This is a genomic window from Agrobacterium vitis, assembly GCF_013337045.2.
GTDB classification, from domain to species: domain Bacteria; phylum Pseudomonadota; class Alphaproteobacteria; order Rhizobiales; family Rhizobiaceae; genus Allorhizobium; species Allorhizobium vitis_B.
In genome coordinates this window covers 1,317,110-1,338,395 of sequence record NZ_CP118259.1, presented here as the reverse complement: position 1 = coordinate 1,338,395, position 21,286 = coordinate 1,317,110, and the positions used below count along the sequence as shown (strand labels likewise).

Genomic DNA, 21,286 nt, shown 5'->3' with positions numbered 1-21,286 from the left:
CGCGCTCCTCAGGCGGCTTCGGCGGATGCGCCGCCATACAGGGCTTCCTTGAAGGGCTTTGGCCCGACGCGGCGATAAGCCTCAAGGAAGGTTTCCTTCGGATCGAGCCGCAGCGCCAGATAGGTATCGACCACGGTCTCCACCGCATCCGTCACCTTTTCCGGCTCAAAGCCGCGACCGATGATTTCACCGATGGACGAATTTTCATCCCCCGATCCGCCAAGCGTGATCTGGTAAAGCTCCGCACCCTTCTTTTCCACACCCAAGAGACCGATATGGCCGACATGATGATGGCCGCAGGCATTGATGCAGCCGGAAATCTTGATTTTCAGCTCACCAATCTCAGCCTGGCGCGCCTGGGAGCCAAAGCGAGTGGAAATCGCCTGGGCGACAGGAATGGCGCGCGCATTGGCCAGCGCGCAATAGTCCAGCCCGGGACAGGCAATAATGTCAGTGATCAGGCCCGCATTGGCGGTGGCAAGATTAGCGCCTGATAGCGCCTGATACAGCGCTGGCAGATCGGCCATCGCCACATGCGGCAGGATCAGGTTCTGCTCATGGCTGACGCGGATTTCGTCAAAGCCGTAGCGCTCGGCAAGATCCGCCACCAGATCCATCTGGGCATCGCTGGCATCACCGGGAATGCCACCAATCGGCTTCAGCGAAATTGTCACCATGCCGTAATCGGGATGCTTATGCGGCTGTACATTCTGCGCAAGCCAGGTGGCAAAACCGTCATCCGCCTTTTTGGCCTTTGCCAGAACTTCCCAGCCTTCCGGGCGCTCAACCAGATCAGGCAGGGCAAAATAGCTCTCGATGGCGCGAATATCGGCATCGGGCAGCTTCAGCACACTGTCCTTCAGGTTTGCGAATTCCGCATCGATCTGGCGGGTCAATTCTTCCGTGCCTGTTTCATGCACGAGGATCTTGATCCGCGCCTTGTATTTGTTGTCGCGGCGACCATGCAGGTTATAAACCCGGACAATGGCGGTGATATAGGACAGCATGTCTTCTTCAGGCAGGAAATCCTTGATCTTCTTGGCAATCATCGGCGTTCTGCCCTGACCGCCACCGACATAGACGGCAAAGCCAAGATTTCCACTCGCGTCTTTCTTCACATGCAAGCCGATATCATGCACCTGAATGGCAGCGCGGTCGCGCTCGGCCCCAGTCACGGCAATCTTGAACTTGCGCGGCAGGAAGGAAAATTCCGGGTGGACCGAAGACCATTGCCGCAGGATTTCAGCATAAGGGCGCGGATCGGCGACTTCGTCCTGGGCCGCACCGGCAAAATGGTCGGCGGTAACATTGCGGATACAGTTGCCTGAGGTCTGGATGGCGTGCATCTCAACACTGGCCAGTTCTTGCAGAATATCGGGCGTATCCGACAGTTTTGGCCAATTATACTGGATATTCTGCCGCGTGGTGAAATGACCATAGCCACGGTCATATTTGCGCGCCACATGGGCCAGCATGCGCATCTGCTTGGCGTTCAACGTGCCATAGGGAATGGCGACGCGCAGCATATAGGCGTGCAATTGAAGATAAACGCCGTTCATCAGCCGAAGCGGCTTGAACGCATCTTCCGCCAGTTCGCCGGACAAGCGGCGACCTACCTGATCGCGAAACTGGTCCACGCGGGCTGCAACAAAGGCGTGGTCGAATTCATCGTAACGATACATATCTTTCCTCAGCCTTAGACGGCAACAAAATCAGGATCTGCATGCCCATGCCCATCCGCATAGGGAATGGTCGGGCCTGCGGCGCGAATACGCTCACGCAGGCGCAGCGGCCAGAGCTTTCCATCCCGCTCTTCAACATCGACCACGGCGACGTCAACAACGAGATTATTGGTAAAGTCACGTTTGCCGCTGGCTTCCAGCGCCGCAACAGCCTCGGCATGACGAGCAACCAGCGACGATTGCAGGTCTTCCACCCACTGGCCGGAGGCATCGAGCCAGACGGCGATGCCGTCGCTCAAGCGGTTGGCGGTCAAGACTTTCTCTGCCATTGTCAAACCCTCGTCATCTGCTGTTGATCGGCCTTAGCCAGGGCAAGACGCGCCTGCGCCAATGGCATCGACCGCTCGAAATTCGCACCCGCCACCGCATCGCCGATAATCACCATCACCGGTCCGGTCAATTCCGTCATGCCTTCCAGACCCGGCAATTCCCTCAGCGTGCCATGCAGCAGCCTGCGGTCACCGCGCCCGGCATTTTCCACCACGGCAACCGTGGTGTCCTGCGCCAGACCACCGGCAATCAGCCGTTCAGCCACGGAGGCAGCAACCGTGCGCCCCATATAGACGGCAACGGTTGCGCCTGATAGCGCCAGCCGCGCCCAATCGGGCAGAACATCGCCGGTCAGGTCATGACCGGTGGTAAAGACCAGCGAGGACGAGACGCCACGCAAGGTCAAGGGCAATTCGAAATCCGCTGCTGCCGCCAACGCCGAGGTGACGCCGGGCACGATCTCATAGGCGATACCGGCATCGCGCAACGCCGCCATTTCTTCACCGGCCCGACCGAAGATCAAGGGATCGCCGGATTTCAGCCGCACGACGCGTTTTCCAGCCTGACCGAGCGACACGAGGAGATCATTGATCTCGCTCTGCGACTTGGAATGACAGCCCTTGCGCTTACCAACCGGAATCCGGTCCGCATCGCGCCGGCCCATATCGACCACGGCCTGCGGCACCAGCGCATCGTAAACAATCGCATCGGCTTCCATCATCAGCCGATGGGCGCGCAATGTCAGCAGGTCTTCCGCCCCCGGCCCGGCCCCAACCAGAAAGATCCGACCTTCCGGCACGGTGTTGGCCGCCGTCTTCAGCAGCTTTGTCGCCCGACGGCGTGCGACCTTCACATCGCCACCTTCCATGGCATCGGCCACATCGCCTTGAAAGAAAGAACGCCAGAACAAACGGCGCGCCACACCGCGCGGCACCAGCCTGTCAACGGCATGACGATAGCTATTGGCCAACCGCCCCAGCTTGCCCAGCGACCTCGGCAATTGCCGGTCGATTCCGGCGCGGATCATCTGGGCCAGCACTGGCCCGACGCCTTCTGTACCAATCGCCACCGCAATCGGGGCGCGATTGACAAGAGCTGGCGTGTAAAAATCACAATAATCCGGCTGATCGACGGCATTGGCGGGAATTTTTTGCAGCCGAGCCGCATCAACAATCATCCGATCCGCCGCGCCATCACCGGTCGCGGCAAAAACCAATTTCATCCCCACCAGCAGATCAGGAGAAAACGGTGCCGGATTGATCTCAATGGATTTACGCTTCAGAAAGGCTACATAAGCAGGCTCCGGCTCCTGGGTAAAGGCAACGATCGTCGCTGATGTATTGGCAATCAGCCGAGCCTTGGCAAAGGCCTCGTCGCCATCGCCAAACACAGCCAATTTCGCGCCGGAAACGCGAAAAAACGCCGGAAAAACCGCCAGCTTGTCAGACTCGATGCTCAAAGACCCATTCCTTGTTATCTCGCCATTATCCGGGAAAACAACGCTGTTATGAAGAAACACGAATCTGCCTTCCCGACAGCATCGATATTTCTATCCTAACGCATTTGAAGATAAGAGCAAAACCAACCCACCCCGGCAATTTTCAATCAATACGCAGAGTAAGGCTTTCCCTTGGCCGTCGCTTGCCGCTAAATGCGCTGCGAGTTTGTCCGGCAAAAGTGTCCACCGGTTTTGCCGAAACGACAAAGACGAGTTTCAAGGAGCGCTGCCCATCATGACCGATCAAAATCTTACCGCCAGATTGCTTGACGTGATCGAGCAGAACATCATCCCGCTGACGGAAAAAGGCGTGGCCGACGGCAACAAGATTTTCGGCGCGGCAATCCTGCGCAAATCGGACCTGTCGCTGGTGCTGGCGGAAACCAATAACGAGCTGGAAAATCCGCTCTGGCATGGCGAAGTCCATACGTTAAAGCGCTTTTACGAACTGGGCGAGCGCCCACCGACATCAGAGCTGATTTTTCTCTCCACCCATGAACCCTGCACCATGTGCATGTCGGCAATCACCTGGGCCGGTTTCGACAATTTCTACTATTTCTTCAGCCATGAAGATAGCCGCGATGCCTTCGCTATTCCCCACGACCTGAAAATTCTGAAGGAAGTGTTCGGACTGGAGCCCGGCGGCTATCGCAAGCAGAACGCCTTCTGGCACAGTTTTGCCATCAACGACATGATTGAAGTAGAAGACGACGCAATCAGGGGTGAATTGCTGACCCAGGCCCAGAAGATCCGTGGCCTCTATGGCAATCTATCCGGCCAATACCAATCAGCCAAGAGCGGCAACGACATTCCGCTAAACTGATCTTCTTGAATAAGGAAAAACTATGCAGCCTTCACAGGATATCGCCCGGCTGATCGAAATCATGGCGGCGCTTCGCGATCCGCAAACCGGCTGCCCTTGGGACATTGTCCAGACATTCGAGACGATCAAGCCTTATACGCTGGAAGAAGCCTATGAAGTGGCCGACGCCATCGAGCGCAACGATCCGGACGATCTCTGTGAAGAACTGGGCGATCTTCTGCTGCAAGTGGTGTTTCATGCGCGAATTGCTGAGGAGGCCGGACTGTTTTCCTTTGGCGACGTGGTTGAGGCGGTAACCTCCAAAATGATCCGCCGTCATCCGCATGTGTTTGCCCGCTCAGAGGCCGACACGCCTGACGCCGTCAAGCTGCAATGGGAAGCGATTAAAAAACAGGAAAAGCAGGAAAGAGCCGAACGCCGTGCAGCGCGCGGTGTAGCCGAGGTGTTTAAAGACGGTCATCTCGGCTCAGTGCAGAGAACGTTTCCGGCCCTGACGGAAGCCGTCAAACTTCAGGAACAGGCTGCAAAGGTTGGGTTCGATTGGGCTGAGGCAGAACCCATTCTCGACAAGATCGAGGAGGAGATCGCTGAACTGCGCGAAGCACTCCAAGCCGGGCAGCCAGAAAAGATAAAGGACGAGTTGGGGGATTTGATCTTCGCTCTGGTCAATATCGGTCGACACACCGGCAGCGATCCCGAGCAAGCCCTGCGGGGAACGAATGTGAAATTCAGACGGCGCTTCGGCTATATCGAAAAATCATTGGCCACCGAAAAATCAACGCTGGAAGACGCCAGCCTTGAGCGGATGGAGCAGCTCTGGCAGGCGGCAAAGCAGTTGGAACGCAGCGGCAAAACTGATGGCTAGCCAAATTCCAATCGCGGACCACACGCGACGATTCTGATTTTAAATACTTTTGGGATTTTCTCAAAAGCGCAATCGTATCGGTGGATGCGATTGCGCACGTGATCGCAGCACTCCATTCTCGCACAAGTTATCATTTATAATTATTTTCAATAAATATTATATCGACAACGCTTGCCTCGGAGCTGGCCAGTCGCTTGTGGAGCTCGCATCATGAACGTACATGTCAAGACCAAGCCACCCGGACAGGCACCGCAGCCCGCAGACATTGCCCATTTCATGCAGATTCTTTCCTGTATCCCGGATGCGCAGACGGCATGCTGGATGGGAACGGAATTCCTTGCTCAACTCGCGCCACAGGATCTCCAGGAGGCAACGGTGGCGTTGTCGCATGTTCACCCGTTCTTCTTGCCCGATATCGATAACGACGCGGCAGAAAACCTCAAACTTTGCCTTGGTCGGTTTGCCGAGACAGTACTTGAGGCGCGATTGACCGCTCATCGGGCGAAAAATCTCAACCTGCTTGTGGCTGGCACACCAGGATCGGCAGACATTGTCGGACATGCTCTGCGCAAGACGCTCGGGTTGCGCTCAGCCAATCTCGTCACCATGGCCTATTCGGATTATTCAGCCTCCCTGTTTGGAGCCAATCTCAGCTCAAAAGAGTTGGAAGAACTGGCCTTGCAGCGCAACGGGCTGGACGGTGTCGGATATGTGGCAGAGCATCCGGTGCTTTGTACGCCCTATGCTGCCCGACAAATGGCGCTCTATGGCATCAGGCCCATCGTTACCATCAGCAACTTCTTCGTTTCCCTGATCTGCACGGATGACGCGCTGATGCAAGCAAGAGGCTTGCAGAACAGCATGGGTCAACACTTCTTTGAGGATGGACTGCCGGCCTGCTACCAGGATCTACCCTTTGAGAAACGCCTGGATCTGCTGGTAGACGCGCAAGCCGTCTGGTACGCGCAATTTGTCGCCAGTTGGCAGAAATGCGAAGCGAGTGGACAGGTGAAGCCGCTCTGGATTTCCTATGAAAAGGATATCCTCGGAGAGGCGTACCCTCTGGCCGAGAAAATTGCCGATTTCATTGGCAGTCATCAGGCTGACGCGACGGCCATTGCCCAGGCACTGACCGATGAGAAAGCTACCAACACCATAATGGCCGACAAAAGTCTCCCGTATCGGGCAAAAATCATACCCGCACCCATCCGCGACCGCGCCATGACGATCTTTGATCGCTATGCGGGGGACGCTGATCTGAAAAGCCTGATTGGAGAATAGGTCCAGAGTTAAGCTGGGCTATTCAGTCCCAATCCTCGCTGCGAACCGGCTGGATCAGGCCAAGCTTGCGCTCCAACGCACTGGCCTGTTGCTCTGACAGGCGTAAATCGAGGGAAACAGAACCATCGTCCCGGTCCTCGCGGCTGTCCACCATGGTGTTCTCATAGACCCAGGAGATCAGGGAGAGCTTGTCGGGCGGCAAAATCACCGTGGTTTCCGTCACCACGCCGGAAAGCCGCTCTGCGATTTCGGCCATCAGGGCATCGACCCCTTCGCCCGTGACGGCGGAAACAGCCATCACGTTTTTCCGGCCAGTTGCCTTTTCCGCGATAGCCTGATGCGCTTCCGGCTCCAGCCGATCGATCTTGTTCCAGACTTCGATGATGCGTTCGTCACGCTCTTTTTCATCGATGCCAAGGTCGGAGAGAATCCGCAAAACGTCGCCTGCCTGCGCACCGTTATCCGGGTCGGCCATGTCACGCACATGCAGGATCAAGTCCGCTTCCAGCACTTCTTCAAGCGTAGCGCGAAAGGCTGCGACCAGATGGGTCGGCAGATCCGAGATAAAGCCAACCGTATCCGAGAGAATTACGGTGCGGCCCTGCGGCAGCTTCATGCGGCGCAGCGTCGGGTCCAGCGTGGCAAACAGCATATCCTCGGCGAGCACGCCTGCCCCGGTGATCCGATTAAACAGTGTCGATTTTCCGGCATTGGTATAGCCAACAAGCGCGACAATCGGATGCGGCACCTTGCGACGCTTGGCGCGGTGCAATTGGCGGGTGCGAACCACCTGTTCCAGTTCGCGTTCCAGCCGCACGATGCGGTCCTGCAACATCCGCCGGTCGGCCTCGATCTGGGTTTCACCGGGGCCGCCCATGAAACCTGCACCGCCGCGCTGACGCTCCAAGTGGGTCCAGCTGCGCACCAGACGGCCCTTCTGGTAATTCAGATGGGCGAGATCGACCTGCAACGTGCCTTCCTTGGTGGAGGCGCGGCGGCCGAAGATTTCCAGGATCAGACCCGTGCGGTCGATGACCTTGGCGTTCCACTGTTTTTCCAGATTGCGCTGCTGCACCGGCGTCAGCGGATGATCGACAATGACAAGACCGGCATCATGGCTATCGAGCAGCGCCTTGATTTCCTCGATCTTGCCGCTGCCGATCAGGGTCGCCGGACGCGGCTGGTTGACGGCAACGATCAGGCCTTGCACGATTGTCAGGTCGATGGCGCGCGCAAGCCCCATGGCCTCTTCCAACCGGCTCTCGTGGCTGCGGGTCGTGGTCGGACCAAGCTCAGTCGAGGCCTTTTCACTGGAACGGGCCTGCTTCAACACAGGAACAAGAACCACGGCGCGCATGTCGTCGCGGTGCATTTCCTGTTCGGGAATGATGCTATCGGATGTGGTGTCTCGATTGGCTATAGCCGTTGTCCTGTTGTTAAACGCAGAAAAATGGATTGTCTCCGCCTCGTCAACGGAGCGCAACCCATTCTGTTCCCACTATAGCACCGTGCCGAAAATTCGAGCCGACACGATGCTATGAAACGCAATGGCGAAATTTAAGAAGCAGCTTCTTCGCTTTCGAACATCTGCATGGGCTGACCCGGCATGATGGTCGAAATGGCGTGCTTGTAGACGAGCTGGGAATGCCCATCGCGACGCAGCAGCACGCAGAAATTATCAAACGAGGTGACGACGCCGGTCAGCTTCACACCGTTGATCAGGAAAATAGTGAGGGAAATCTTCTGCTTGCGAACCGTATTGAGAAATAGGTCCTGCAAATTCTGAGAACGTTCCGCCATGGCGCCGCTTCTTTCTATCTTGCCGGTCGGGGGTGCCGGTTGCAATTTTCTAATTTTTTTGGACAGGCTTCCCCAAATGCCCGTCAGTCTTGTTTGGTATCAAATCGGAAGTGGTTCCGCAATCGGGAAACCCCAAGCAAATTCATTGTCGAATTGCAATGGATTCTCTTGCCAGCCAACGCCCAAACCAGCTCAGACGCCCAGCGACTTCAACTTCCGGTGCAGCGCCGATCGCTCCATGCCAACAAATTCCGCCGTTCGTGAGATATTGCCGCCAAAGCGGTTGATCTGGGCGATCAGATAATCGCGTTCGAACATTTCGCGGGCTTCGCGCAGCGGCAAGGTCATGATCTGGTAATCGCTGCGACCGGAGACTTTCGGCAGCATTTCGCCAAGATCCGTCGGCAGCATTTCCGCGTTGATTGGCACATCCGCCCCATCGTTCTGGGTCAGGATCAACAGCCGCTCGATATTATTGCGCAATTGGCGGATATTGCCCGGCCAGTCATGGGCCTGCAACACCGCCATCGCGTCCTCACCGATCTTGCGCTGGCGAATACCGGCCTGTTCGGCGATATGGCGCATCAGCATATCAACGAGGAAGGGAATATCTTCGCGCCGCTCCGCCAGCGGCGGCACCCGCACTGGCACCACCGCCAGGCGATGAAACAGATCCTCACGGAACCGGCCCTCAGCAATCAGGCTTTCGAGATTATAGGCGCTGGAGGAAATGATCCGCACATCGACCTTGACCCGCTTGGAACCGCCGACGCGCTCGAATTGCTGATCGACCAGCACCCGCAGGATCTTGTTCTGGGTCTCGCGCGGCATTTCGCCGACTTCATCCAGATAGAGTATCCCGCGATGCGCCTCTTCCAGCGCGCCAATCCGGCGAGACTGGCCGGGGCCACCTTCGGTCCCGAACAGCGCCACTTCCATGCGGTCGGGGGTGATGGCTGCGGCATTCAATGTCACGAACGGTCCGGCGGCACGGGCCGAGCGCTTGTGGATCATCCGCGCCACCAGTTCCTTGCCGCTGCCGGACGGGCCGACGATCATGATCCGGCTATTGGTCGGTGCGACCTTCTCGATGGTCTGGCGCAGTTGCGATACCGCCACCGAACTGCCGATCAACTCGTTGGCATCGCCGGTGCGCCGTTTCAGTTCGGTTACTTCGCGTTTCAGCTTGGAATTTTCCAGCGCCCGCTCGGCAATCAGGATCAAACGGTCGGCCTTGAACGGCTTTTCGATAAAGTCAAAAGCGCCGCGCTTGATGGCCGACACCGCCGTTTCGACATTGCCATGCCCCGAAATCATCACAACCGGCAGGTCGGGATGCCGGGCCTTGATTTCGTCCAGCAATGCCAGCCCGTCCAACCGGCTGCCATGCATCCAGATATCGAGAAAGATCAGTCGAGGCGCCCGGTCGGAAATCGCCGCAAGCGCGCTGTCGGCATCATGCGCCGTGCGGGTTTCGTGCCCTTCGTCGCTCAAGATGCCGGAGACGATCTCGCGAATGTCTTCCTCGTCGTCAACCACCAGGATGTCAGAGGCCATAAGCTGCTTCCTTATCATGTTCTTCAGTGGCGGCAGAGGCTGCCCCGGCTTGTCGCGGCAACACGACGCGGATCATCGCGCCACGCCCACCGTCGAATTCTGCCGGTGCATCATGCAATTCAAGCTGACCGCCATGCTCTTCAATGATTTTCTTGACAATGGCGAGGCCGAGGCCCGTGCCCTTCTCCCGCATCGTCATATAGGGTTCCAGAATGCGATGGCGATTATCGATAGGCAGTCCCTTGCCATTGTCGATGATATCCACCACGAAACCGTCACGTCCCTCGTCCGTCGCCGCCCTGATCCACACCCGGCCCGGCAGTTTTTCAGCATCAGAGGGCACAGCCTCGATTGCTTCCACCGCATTCTTGATCAGATTGCCGAAGGCCTGGGCCAACATCCGGGCATCGAACGAACCTTCAAGCGGAAGCTCGCCAACGTCGCGGATGAATTCACAATCGCTATGACCCATTTCCCGCAGGAAGATTGCGTCCTTCAAAACGTCGCGCAGATCGGCCGGTTGCTTGGTCGGCTTCGGCATCCGGGCAAAGGACGAGAACTCATCCACCATCCGGCCGATATCCTCGACCTGACGCACGATCGTATCGGTGCACTGGTCAAAGACCTGACGGTCCTCGCTAGCGATCTGCTTGCCGAAACGGCGCTTCAATCGCTCTGCCGAGAGCTGAATCGGGGTCAGCGGGTTCTTGATCTCATGGGCGATACGGCGCGCCACATCGGCCCAGGCGGTCGAGCGCTGGGCAATCACCAGATCCGTGATGTCATCCAGCGTGATCACGTAGGATTCGGTGGCGTTGCGGGTTTCCTCGCGTGTGACCTGTACAGACAAGGTGCGCTCCTTGCCACTGCGCACCAGATTGATCTGCTTGCGGAAATCACCACGATGGCGAAGCCCGGCTTCGGCAAACACCGTGTTGATCTCCGGCGCGACTGTTTCCAGCTTCTCGCCCAGCAATTCTTCGGCGTCGCGCGCCAGAAACAGTTCTGCCGAAGGATTGACGATGGTGATCCGGCCATCGTCCTCGACGCCAATCACCGCCGCTGTCACGCCCGACAGCACCGCTTCGATGAAGCGGCGACGGTCATCGACCTCATCCTTGGCTTCCAGAATTTCATCGCGCTGGGTGCGGATCTGGGAAATCATCTTGTTGAAGGTACGCGACAGGCTGCCCACATCGCCATCGGCCACCCTGACCGGCACCACGACATTCATATTGCCTGACGCGACATTATCCGCAGCGCCAATCAGCAGCCGGATCGGCCGAACGATGCGGTCAGCAACGGCAATCGCGGTCCAGATAGCAGCCAGAAGCACGATCAATGCGAAGCCGAGATAGAGAACGGCAAAGGCGATTTGCAACGTGGTGCGTCCCGCCTCCATCGATTTATATTCGGCGGTATTGTCCTCCATCTCACGCATTGCCCGCATGACCTTCGGATCAACGGCACGGATCGTGTAGAGATAGGCGCCGCTCAGCGAATCCATCTTGATGATCCCGCCGACCAGATTGGTGACACCTGGTGGGATCAGCGTCGGCTGGCCAGCCGCGGCCTTGTCCAACGCATCCTGCGGAATGGCTGGCAGCGGCTTTTCAGTCGAAATATCCGCCTGAAGGATGGGCGTGCCGTCCTTGCGAACCAGAAAGGCACCCAGCAGTCCGCGCCCCTTGGCCTGGCGGGTCATCAACTCGATAAATCCGGTGCGGTCGAGGAAGAACAGTGGCCGATTTCGCTCCAGATCCGTCGCCATGGAAATCGTCTGGCCCTGCAAATAGCTGGCATTTTCCAGCATATAAGCCTGGGCCACATTCATCGATGAATTGATGATGGCTTGGGTCCGGATCGAAAACCATCGATCCAACCCGACATTGAGGGTAATACTGGCGAAAATCGCCACCAGGATCGCCGGTGTAATCGCCACGATCGAAAACAGCACGACGATGCGCACATGCAGCCTGGCCGCCGCCCGCCCCCGGCGCCGCGCCTTGACGAGACGGCTGACTTCCCGACCGATCAGAAACAGCAGGCCAAGAACGAAAAGCGTATTGATGACGACAGAGCCGATCAGCACATTCGAGGTCGGCGCAATCGGGGTGAGGCCAAGCAGGACCGGCAGGGTGAACATGGCGCAGGCCAACGCGCCCCCGGCCAGAATAAGGCCCGGCAAGGCAAAGGAGGACTTGCGCTCCTGTAGCAGCGTCAATGCTGCTTCCTCTTCGGTCTGCCCCGCAGGCCGCCGCGTTTTCATCCAGTCTCGTCTCCGCAAACGGAAAGATGAGATGCCTTGTCGGCGAACTAAGTCTCTGCTGCACCCTGACGATACCGGATGCAAAAAGAACCGTGTCCCACGACCGAAGACGCAGGATCACGAAACGAAGCCTTACCGTTAAAGCTCTCCACCGTTGCTATTGAGCAACGCATTGTGGCGAAATTGCAACGCTTGTCAGGCGAATGTCAAGCACTACGCGAGCTTCTGTAAACCGAAACACCCAATTCGCGGATTTTCTTGCGTAGCGTATTTCGGTTCAAACCCAAAAGGTCGGCGGCCTTGATCTGGTTTCCACGGGTGGCGGTCAAGGCCGCCAGGATCAGCGGATATTCCATTTCGGTCAAAACCCGGTCGTAAAGGCCGGGCGGCGGCAGGTTGTCGCCAAAGGAAGCAAAGTAGCTGCGCATATTTTCTTCGACCGCCTGGGCAATGGTCATATGACCGCCGCCCGATCCACCCTTGGTCAGCGGGCTGTCGGTAATGTCGGAACGCAGTTCCTGCTCAATGATTTCGCGGGTGATAACATCCTGTGGATAAAGCGCCATCAACCGGCGCACCAGGTTCTCCAGCTCACGAACATTGCCGGGCCAGGCATAGGATTTCATCACTTCGAGCGCTTCCTGCTCGAATCGCTTGGCGTCCAGACCTTCCTTCTCGCCCTGCTGGATGAAATGGCGCACCAGATCGGCAATATCCTCGGCCCGGTCACGCAATGGCGGCAGGCGCAGCGGCACGACGTTCAGGCGATAGTAGAGGTCTTCGCGAAACAGACCCTGATTGATCGACTGCTTCAAGTCCTTGTTGGTGGCGGCGACGATGCGCACATCGGTGCGGATCGGCGTGCGCCCGCCGACCGTGGTATATTCACCCTGCTGTAGAACACGCAGGAGCCTCGTCTGGGCATCCATCGGCATGTCGCCGATCTCATCCAGAAACAAAGTGCCGCCCTCGGCCTGCTCGAAACGTCCGGTGGAGCGGTTCTGTGCGCCAGTAAACGCACCCTTTTCATGGCCGAACAGTTCCGATTCGATCAAATCACGCGGAATGGCCGCCATATTGATCGCCACGAAGGGACCGTTGCGGCGCTTGCCGTAGTCATGCAGCGCCTTGGCGACCAATTCCTTGCCCGTGCCGGATTCGCCCGTAATCATCAGCGTCAGATCGGTCTGCATCAACCGGGCCAGAACCCGGTAGATTTCCTGCATGGCGGCGGAACGGCCAACCAGCGGCATGCCGTCCTGCATGTCATCGCCCAGCCGTGCCGGCTTTTTCTTTGGCTCGGCCAGCGCCCGGCCGATAATGGCGATCAGTTCGGTCAGGTCGAAGGGCTTGGGCAGGTAATCGTAAGCGCCCTTTTCCGAAGCGCGGATGGCGGTCATGAAGGTGTTTTGGGCACTCATCACCAAAACCGGCAGGTCGGGCCGGGCCTTCTTGATGCGCGGCAGAAGGTCGAAGGCGTTTTCGTCGGGCATAACCACGTCGGTAACGACCAGATCGCCCTCGCCGGCTGAAATCCAGCGCCACAGGGTCGCGGCATTTGACGTGATGCGGACATCGTAACCGGCGCGGCTCAGCGCCTGGTTCAAAACGGTGCGGATCGCAGCATCGTCATCGGCAACAAGGATAGTGGCTGTCATCTTGATCTTCCCACGGATTTCGCAAAGGGAGTGTCTTCATCAACCGTTTCCTTGGAAACCGGCATCAACACGCGGAATAGTGTCCGGTTGCCCTGACTGTCGCATTCAACAATGCCGCCATGGCCGCCAATGATCTTGGCCACCAGCGCAAGGCCCAGGCCGGACCCGTTGGTCTTGGTGGTAATGAAGGGATCAAACAGATGCGGCAGAAGGTCGGAAGGCACGCCCGGGCCGTTATCGGCGACGCAGAATTCCAGCGGCAGCGAGATCTTTTCCCGCGATCCGGCAACCGACAGCCTTATGCCAGGGCGATAGGCCGTGGTCAGCTGAATTTCGCCATCGGCCCGGTCGCCGACCGCCTCGGCAGCATTCTTGATCAGGTTCAAAAACACCTGCACCAATTGATCCCGGTTGGCAAACACCGGCGGCAGCGATGGATCGTAGCTCTCGGTGATCTTCAAGTGCCGGGCAAAGCCCGCCTGGGCGATGGCCTTCACATGGTCCAGCACCGAATGGATATTGATCGAGGTGCGGTCCACGGGACGCTCGTCGGAAAAGATTTCCATACGGTCGACCAGCGAGACGATCCGGTCGGTCTCATCGCAGATCAGCCGGGTCAGGCTGCGGTCCTCTGGAGGCACGGAGCTTTCCAGCAATTGCGCCGCACCACGAATGCCTGATAGCGGGTTCTTGATTTCATGGGCAAGCATCGAGGCAAGACCGGTAACGGAGCGGGCGGCGGCGCGGTGGGTGAGCTGGCGATCAATCTTATCGGCCATCGAGCGTTCCTGAAACACCACGACAACAGCACCCGGCTCTACAGTGACCGGTGCGACATAGAGATCGACCAGCTTGTCCTGGCCAAGCCGTGGGGAACTGAGATCGACACGGTATTCATTGACCGGTGCCCGCCGCTCCCGCACCTGATCGATCAATTCCAGCAGCGGGCTGCCGAACGGAATGAAGGTGGAAATCTTGTGACGGGCGAGATGGCTGGCGCTGGCGCCGAAAAACGCCTCGGCCTCCCAATTGGCAAAAACGATATGTCCCTCGCCATTGACCATGACCACCGGGTTCTGGATGGCGTTGAGCACGGCCATCGCCAATACATTTCCAGCGGCTGGGCCAGCTCCCGAGCCATCGCCGGGTTTCGTATCACTGCTCATGCGGCCTCCTCAAGCGGTCTTGGTGCCGCGCCAGCCAGCGCCGCAAACAGGCGGTCGGCGACATGGTCGGGATCTTTCGATGTCATCAGCGCAGTCTTTTCGGCAGGATCAAGCTGCACACCATGCCGCTCCAGATACCAGCCTACATGTTTGCGCGCATGGCGAACGCCGACATGCGCGCCGTAATGATCCAGCATGGCGCGGTAATGGGCGACGGCAATCGCCGGAATTTCATCCGCGCTTGGCGGCGCATGGCCAGCCAGCACGCCCGCATGCCAGGGACGGCCCTGGCAGGCGCGCCCCAGCATCAGCGCATCGGCGCCAGACCGGCGCAGGATCTCCTGCGCGTCCCCGAGGGTATCGATATCGCCATTGGCAATCAGCGGAATGGAAATCGCCTCACGCACGGCGGCAATCGCATCCCAATCGGCCCGGCCTTCGTAAAACTGCATGCGGGTGCGGCCATGCACCGTGATCGCCTGCACACCGGCATCCTGCGCGCGGCGCGACAGGTCCGGCGCGTTGATCGAATCGGAATCCCAGCCGAGCCGCATCTTCACGGTGACGGGGACGGAAACGGCCTTGACCGTCGCCTCGATCATCGCCAGCGCAATCTCCGGCTCGCGCATCAGCGCCGATCCGGCGTAGCCACCGATGACTTTCTTGGCGGGACAGCCCATATTGATATCGATAATATCGGCGCCATTGGCCTCGGCAATTTTCGCAGCTTCCGCCATCCAATGCGGATCGCGCCCGGCCAATTGCACCATGTGTGGCGTGAGGCCTGCCCCCTTCAGCCGCGACCAGCTTTCCGCCGCGTTGAACACAAGTTCGCGGCTGGCAACCATTTCCGTCACCACCAATCCTGCCCCATAGCGAAACGCCAATTGCCGAAACGGCAGGTCAGTGACGCCGGACATCGGCGCAAGCACGACGCGGTTGCGAATGGCAACCGAGGCAATGCTAAACCCTGTCTGGAGATCCGGCTGCTGCAAATGTCTATCTTTCGGGCAAGATACTAATTTGCCCGATTTTTAGACATAAAAAAGATCATTGCCAAGCTCTTTCCAAGCGATACCGACAATTTTTCGGGCAAATGCTGGAAAACTTTTAACCGCACCGATAGACAGGCGGAAATCTGTTTCAAACACTGGAATGACATGGTGCATATTCAAGCGGACGGGGCAAGGTCAACAGCGGTGATATTGGTCGCGGCAGGCCGGGGAGAGCGCGCTGGCGCCTCCAGCGAGGGGCCGAAGCAATATCGGACGATTGGTGGCAAGCCTGTTATCATCCATAGCCTGCATGGCTTCGCAGATCTTCTCCCGCAAGCGCGCCTGATCGTCGTCATTCATCCCGATGACGAGGCTTTGCTGGCCAAGGCTCTCGCCCCCTATCCGCAGCTCGCTGCCTCGCTGATCATCACCCACGGCGGCAAAACCCGGCAGCAGTCGGTTCTGGCTGGGTTGAAAGCCTTACAGAATCAGAAGCCGGATTATGTGCTGATCCATGACGCGGTCCGCCCGTTTTTCGATCAGCCGATGCTGCAACGGATTATCGCCCGGCTTGACGATGGTGCCGATGCCGTCTTGCCCGCGATGCCGGTGGCCGATACGCTCAAGCGTGGCGATGAGAATGCCCGAGTCGTCGATACCGTGGCGCGCGGCGGGCTTTTTGCAGCCCAGACACCGCAGAGCTTCGTCTATGCGAAGATAACGACTGCCCATGAAGACGCCGCAAGCGCCGGGCGTGACGATTTTACCGATGACGCCGCCATCGCCGAATGGGCGGGACTGACTGTCCATCTGGTGGAAGGCTCGCCTGACAACATGAAACTGACCGTGAAACGGGATCTTGAAATGGCTGACGCCCGCCTCTCCCATAACGCTTTGCCCGATGTGCGCACCGGCAATGGCTATGACGTCCACCAATTGGTGCCGGGTGACGGTGTGACGCTCTGCGGCATTTTCATTGCCCATGACCAGGCCTTGAGCGGCCATTCCGATGCCGACGTCGCCCTGCATGCGCTAACCGATGCGCTGCTGGCCACCTGCGGGGCTGGCGATATCGGCGACCACTTCCCGCCGTCAGACCCACAATGGCGCGGTGCCGCTTCCCGGATCTTCCTGGAGCATGCCGCAAACATCGTGCGCAAAGCGGGCGGCACAATCATGAACGCGGATATTTCGCTGATCGCTGAAGCACCGAAAATCGGCCCACATCGCCAGATCATGCGCGAAAAACTCTCGGAGATTCTCGGCATTGCGCTGGACCGCTGCTCGGTCAAAGCCACGACCAACGAGAAAATCGGCTTTGTCGGCCGGGGCGAAGGCATTGCGGCCATTGCCACTGCAACTGTGGTTTTTCAGGGAAAGCCGCAATGAGCCTATTTCCCGACGATCTGGAAAAGGCCGCCCGGACCATCATTGAAGACTTCACCAGACGCGGCCTGACCATCGCCACCGCCGAATCCTGCACCGGCGGGCTGATCGCTGGCCTGCTAACCGAAATTGCCGGATCATCCGCCGTGGTGGATCGCGGCTACGTCACCTATTCCAACCAGGCGAAGATGGACATGCTGGGCGTGCCATCGCTGACGCTGGAAACCTATGGTGCCGTGTCGCGCGAAACGGCGCTGGCCATGGCCCACGGTGCCCTCTACCGCTCCAGCGCCTCCATTTCGGTTGCGGTGACCGGTATCGCCGGGCCGGGCGGTGGGAGTGACGAAAAGCCGGTGGGGCTGGTGCATATCGCAGCACTGTCGCGAACAGGCGCAGCCTGCCATCGGGAAATGCACTATGAAAACCATGGGCGCGAAGCGATCCGCCTGGCGACCATAAGAACCGCGCTCGCCTTACTCCAGGATATCCAGCAGCATTAGACTTGATTGCGCATCGCGCTACTCTATCTCCAGCGGTGAAGAGTAAAACAGGTACGGTGCTGCCGTATGGTATGTTCCCATTGAATTAACGTTTTTATTTGCGTCACCCGATTTAACAGGTGAATTTGGATGAAGTTTTGGAAAATTTTCAAACACGCATTAAAGCTTACATTTAACAATTGGTTCGCCGCGGTAAGGATTACGGCACCATTTATTGCAATAGCCTTATCGCTTAAGGCCCTGACTATTTTTTATACGGGCTTCGTAGCCTCTGAGAACGACGTAATTTTGCGGGCTATGCTTGTCGTTTCTGAGTTGTTCGGCTTCGTAAGTTATCTTTGGATCGCGGTCGCCTGGCATCGCTTTATCCTGATTGATGAATATCCACGGCTTATGCCGCGATTTCATGGTGCCCGCATCGCATCCTACTTCTTGAAAGGCCTGTTGATTGGCCTGTTAGTGATAATGGTCGCCATCCCCATCGTCCTGTTCAATCTTATTGCAAGCGACATCAGATTCCTGGACGTTGCTTTCATTTTTCTGTCATTTGTCGCGACTTTCGGGCTTATCACCATGGCAATGCGTCTCTCGACGCTTCTGCCCAGCGCGGCACTTGGCACATCGATGACAATAAGAGAGGCTTGGGATGCCACCCGGGCGGAAAATCTCGCCTGCCTCGGTGTCGCTGTGATGCTGTATGTCATCGCCGTTCCTGTTCTGTTGACAACATATCTGCTCCGCGACGGCCCCATCGTCCTCAGTATATTATGGGAAACGATGTCCAGCGCTTTCCTGATGATGATTAGCCTATCCGTCATCACCACGCTTTACGGACATTACATCGAGAAACGACCGATAGGTTCGGGCACTCAGGCGGTCCCATAAACCTTATTGGCCCTGGTCTCGAACGCCTCGGAAAACATCCGAAACGCCCGGTCGAACATCGAGCCCATCAGGGCGCCGAGAATCATGCTTTTGAACTCGTAATCGATGTAGAAATTCACCGCGCAAGTGCCGTCGCCGAGGTCTTCAAAACGCCAGCGATTGTCGAGATATTTGAACGGGCCTTCCAGATATTTGACATCAATGGCCCGCTCGTCCGGCTTCAGCAGGACTTGCGAAACGAAGGTCTCGCGGATCGTCTTGTAGCCCACGGTCATATTGGCGATCAGCAAAGTCTTGCCATCGCGCTCCTTGCGCGATTGCACGGCAAGCTCCTCACAAAGCGGCACGAATTCGGGATAGCGCTCGACATCGGCGACGAGCTCATACATGCGATCGGCTGAGTGCTGGACAATACGGCGGGTTTCAAACTTCGGCATAAGCCGCACTTAATCCTGCGCAACGGCAAGATCAAGAAGTCGCTCCTGTGGTTTGAGAAATTTACAAGGAAATTCCTCAAAACCGCAGTGGGATCTGCCATCCTGATAAAAACTCACGACGAATTGAGGCCGAAATTTCCGGTTGGTGGCAAGGTCTCTCCGGAGGTGCTAGCCTTCCGTTATTGAAAGTCACGATGTCACTAAGCTGTTTTAGAATCGAATTATTTTAGCAAGGAACCGCCTATGGCCGCTCCCTCGACCAACGACAATATAGCCACCCCTAAACCTCTCCAGGGCAAAGAACTACGCAGGGTCATGCTGGCCAGCGTGATCGGCACCACAATCGAGTGGTATGATCTGTTCATTTTCGCCACCGCTTCGGCTCTGGTGTTCAACAAGGTTTTCTTTCCCAGCGTCGATCCGCTGGTGGGTACGCTGCTGGCGTTCAGCACCTTCGCCTCCGCCTATCTGTCGCGTATGGTGGGCGCAGCCCTTTTCGGCCATTTCGGCGACAGGATGGGACGAAAATCGACATTGATGTTGTCGCTGAGCCTGATGGGTCTTGCCACATTCGCCATCGGCCTGCTGCCCGGCTATGAAACACTCGGAGTATGGGCGCCTATCCTCCTCGTCGTGCTGCGGCTTTTGCAGGGGCTGGCGCTGGGCGGCGAATGGGGCGGGGCCGTGCTTCTGGCGGTGGAACATGCTCCGCAAAACAAGCGCGGGCTTTACGGGTCTTGGGTACAGATCGGTGTTCCCGCTGGTACGTTTCTGGCCAATTCCGCCTTCCTGGTGTTATCCTCGGTCCTCTCGGATCAGAGCTTCCTGCTCTGGGGTTGGCGGGTGGCGTTTCTAATCAGCATCGTGCTCGTCGCCATCGGCTTCTATGTGCGCATGTCGGTGAGCGAAACACCAGCATTCGCCCGCCACAGGCAAAGGGCAGAGACGCAACGAATGCCACTCGCCGATCTCATGCGGCGGCATTGGGCAAAGGTTCTGCTTGGCGGCTTTGCCACCCTGTCCATCGGCTCGTCTTTCAATCTCATTGCGGTATTCGGCCTGTCCTATGGCACGCAGACGCTGCATTTTCCCAAACAGCAGATCTTGGCGATGATCCTGATCGCCTGCGCGGTCTGCGTTGTGCTTCTGCCGGTATTTGGTGCACTTTCGGACCGGATCGGTCGCCGAAACGTTATTCTGGCCGGGATTTTTGCTGAAATCCTGTTTGCTTTCCCAATGTTCTGGCTGATGGACCACGGCGGATTGCCGGGCGTGCTTCTCGGATTCCTGCTGATGATGAGTGCCTTTGCCGCCAACTTCGGACCGATTGCCACCTTTCTGTCAGAACTGTTCGAGACCGGCGTACGCTATACCGGCCTGTCGATCTGCTACATGCTGGCTGGCGTGCTGGGCAGCGCGATGACCCCGATCATTACCGCCTGGCTGGTGGCCACGTCTGGCAGCGCCGCTTCCGTGGCATGGTATATCATGGGAGCCTCCGCCGTTTCCGCCGTGACGCTGCTGGTGCTTTCCAGCCGCAGGCAACCGGCGGCGGCTTTTGCCGCGTAAAGCGGAGGAAGCGCCCTACCCCGAAACGCCGACGAGGTCGAGAAAACGCGCGACCTCTCGGCGGGATTTCAGCACCAGAACCGGAACGTCGGGGCCATGAAGGTCGAAATTGCGGATGAAGATCGGTGCGTGCTTGCGCTCGAAATTCCAGATGTAAGAAAGGAATTCCCGATCAGGCAACGGCTCCTTGCAGCCTTCGGCCATGGCAACGCGCACTTTTCCATAATTGCGTAACACCCGCCCAGCGATGCCTCTTAGGCAGGCCAGCCGAGACATTTTTACCCAGATCACCAGGTCTGTTCGAGGTAATCGCAAATCGAACGTCGAGGGACTACTTCCGTCCATTACCCAACGTTCATGTGAGACCAGTTCAGCAATAATGTCTCGCTGAGCGTGCTTATCTCTTTGCTGCCAGCCGGGAAGCCAACGGACATCCCGATCGATCGACTGATAGTCGAGCCCAAAGCGAGACGCGAGTTTCTGCGACAAGGTGGTCTTACCACCTCCCGAACAACCAACAACCATGATCCTGTTACTGCGGCCAAGAAGACCGGCGGCGGCGGACATCTCCACGTAACGCACCAT

19 protein-coding genes are annotated in these 21,286 nt (G+C 57.8%); 7 read left to right on the top strand and 12 right to left on the bottom strand.

Annotated features, from left to right (window positions below; genetic code table 11):
- Positions 1-8: 8 nt before the first annotated feature.
- The 3 genes from G6L01_RS06310 to cysG are packed head-to-tail and all read right to left on the bottom strand — an operon-like array spanning position 9 to position 3,471.
- Positions 9-1,682, bottom strand: a complete 1,674-nt coding sequence (locus G6L01_RS06310) for a nitrite/sulfite reductase (protein WP_070164642.1) — start codon at positions 1,680-1,682, stop codon at positions 9-11.
- A 14-nt stretch (positions 1,683-1,696) separates the two neighbouring features.
- Positions 1,697-2,011: a DUF2849 domain-containing protein gene (locus G6L01_RS06305; protein ID WP_070164641.1), complete on the bottom strand. Its 315-nt coding sequence runs from the start codon at positions 2,009-2,011 to the stop codon at positions 1,697-1,699.
- 2 nt (positions 2,012-2,013) lie between these two features.
- Positions 2,014-3,471, bottom strand: coding sequence for a siroheme synthase CysG (gene cysG / locus G6L01_RS06300; protein WP_070164640.1), 1,458 nt, complete (start codon positions 3,469-3,471; stop codon positions 2,014-2,016).
- Between the two features lie 274 nt (positions 3,472-3,745).
- Here cysG and G6L01_RS06295 point away from each other — a divergent pair, with 274 nt between their 5' ends.
- The 3 genes from G6L01_RS06295 (at position 3,746) to G6L01_RS06285 (ending at position 6,479) form a co-directional block, all read left to right on the top strand.
- Positions 3,746-4,333, top strand: a complete 588-nt coding sequence (locus G6L01_RS06295) for a deaminase (RefSeq protein ID WP_070164639.1) — start codon at positions 3,746-3,748, stop codon at positions 4,331-4,333.
- Positions 4,334-4,355: 22 nt separating this feature from the next.
- On the top strand, positions 4,356-5,198 hold the full coding sequence (gene mazG, locus G6L01_RS06290; protein WP_070164638.1) for a nucleoside triphosphate pyrophosphohydrolase: 843 nt from the start codon (positions 4,356-4,358) through the stop codon (positions 5,196-5,198).
- Positions 5,199-5,408: 210 nt separating this feature from the next.
- Entirely contained in the window at positions 5,409-6,479 is a 1,071-nt protein-coding gene (locus G6L01_RS06285) for a hypothetical protein (protein ID WP_071206361.1), read from the top strand.
- A 22-nt stretch (positions 6,480-6,501) separates the two neighbouring features.
- Here the strand turns inward: G6L01_RS06285 and hflX are convergent, their stop codons facing one another.
- From hflX to dusB, 7 genes are all read right to left on the bottom strand, one after another.
- Positions 6,502-7,851, bottom strand: a complete 1,350-nt coding sequence (gene hflX, locus G6L01_RS06280) for a GTPase HflX (protein ID WP_139190316.1) — start codon at positions 7,849-7,851, stop codon at positions 6,502-6,504.
- Between the two features lie 185 nt (positions 7,852-8,036).
- A complete protein-coding gene (gene hfq, locus G6L01_RS06275; protein WP_003539403.1) occupies positions 8,037-8,279 on the bottom strand; it encodes an RNA chaperone Hfq in 243 nt (80 codons plus the stop codon).
- 192 nt (positions 8,280-8,471) lie between these two features.
- Positions 8,472-9,836, bottom strand: a complete 1,365-nt coding sequence (gene ntrX, locus G6L01_RS06270) for a nitrogen assimilation response regulator NtrX (RefSeq protein WP_070164636.1) — start codon at positions 9,834-9,836, stop codon at positions 8,472-8,474.
- Entirely contained in the window at positions 9,826-12,105 is a 2,280-nt protein-coding gene (locus G6L01_RS06265) for a sensor histidine kinase NtrY-like (RefSeq protein WP_070164635.1), read from the bottom strand. Before G6L01_RS06265 ends, ntrX begins: the two co-directional genes overlap by 11 nt.
- 206 nt (positions 12,106-12,311) lie before the next feature.
- Positions 12,312-13,763: a nitrogen regulation protein NR(I) gene (ntrC, locus tag G6L01_RS06260; RefSeq protein WP_015915943.1), complete on the bottom strand. Its 1,452-nt coding sequence runs from the start codon at positions 13,761-13,763 to the stop codon at positions 12,312-12,314.
- Positions 13,760-14,929 carry a two-component system sensor histidine kinase NtrB gene (locus G6L01_RS06255; RefSeq protein ID WP_070150855.1) on the bottom strand — a complete coding sequence of 390 codons (1,170 nt, stop codon included), beginning with the start codon at positions 14,927-14,929 and terminating at the stop codon, positions 13,760-13,762. The genes ntrC and G6L01_RS06255 overlap by 4 nt, the downstream gene beginning before the upstream one ends.
- Positions 14,926-15,924, bottom strand: a complete 999-nt coding sequence (gene dusB, locus G6L01_RS06250; RefSeq protein ID WP_070164634.1) for a tRNA dihydrouridine synthase DusB — start codon at positions 15,922-15,924, stop codon at positions 14,926-14,928. The genes G6L01_RS06255 and dusB overlap by 4 nt, the downstream gene beginning before the upstream one ends.
- Positions 15,925-16,089: 165 nt before the next feature.
- Here dusB and G6L01_RS06245 point away from each other — a divergent pair, with 165 nt between their 5' ends.
- The 3 genes from G6L01_RS06245 to G6L01_RS06235 all read left to right on the top strand — a co-directional run bounded on the left by G6L01_RS06245 (position 16,090) and on the right by G6L01_RS06235 (position 18,695).
- Positions 16,090-17,313 carry a bifunctional 2-C-methyl-D-erythritol 4-phosphate cytidylyltransferase/2-C-methyl-D-erythritol 2,4-cyclodiphosphate synthase gene (locus G6L01_RS06245; RefSeq protein WP_070164633.1) on the top strand — a complete coding sequence of 408 codons (1,224 nt, stop codon included), beginning with the start codon at positions 16,090-16,092 and terminating at the stop codon, positions 17,311-17,313.
- A complete protein-coding gene (locus tag G6L01_RS06240) occupies positions 17,310-17,810 on the top strand; it encodes a CinA family protein (RefSeq protein WP_070164632.1) in 501 nt (166 codons plus the stop codon). Before G6L01_RS06245 ends, G6L01_RS06240 begins: the two co-directional genes overlap by 4 nt.
- A gap of 129 nt (positions 17,811-17,939) precedes the next feature.
- On the top strand, positions 17,940-18,695 hold the full coding sequence (locus G6L01_RS06235; protein ID WP_139190286.1) for a hypothetical protein: 756 nt from the start codon (positions 17,940-17,942) through the stop codon (positions 18,693-18,695).
- Here the strand turns inward: G6L01_RS06235 and G6L01_RS06230 are convergent.
- On the bottom strand, positions 18,680-19,132 hold the full coding sequence (locus tag G6L01_RS06230) for a type II toxin-antitoxin system RatA family toxin (protein ID WP_070164630.1): 453 nt from the start codon (positions 19,130-19,132) through the stop codon (positions 18,680-18,682). The genes G6L01_RS06235 and G6L01_RS06230 overlap by 16 nt on opposite strands.
- Before the next feature lie 243 nt (positions 19,133-19,375).
- On the opposite strand from G6L01_RS06230, the gene G6L01_RS06225 reads away from it, so the two are divergent.
- A complete protein-coding gene (locus tag G6L01_RS06225; RefSeq protein ID WP_070164629.1) occupies positions 19,376-20,701 on the top strand; it encodes an MFS transporter in 1,326 nt (441 codons plus the stop codon).
- A gap of 15 nt (positions 20,702-20,716) precedes the next feature.
- Here the strand turns inward: G6L01_RS06225 and G6L01_RS06220 are convergent, their stop codons facing one another.
- Positions 20,717-21,286: a P-loop NTPase family protein gene (locus G6L01_RS06220; protein ID WP_070164628.1), complete on the bottom strand. Its 570-nt coding sequence runs from the start codon at positions 21,284-21,286 to the stop codon at positions 20,717-20,719.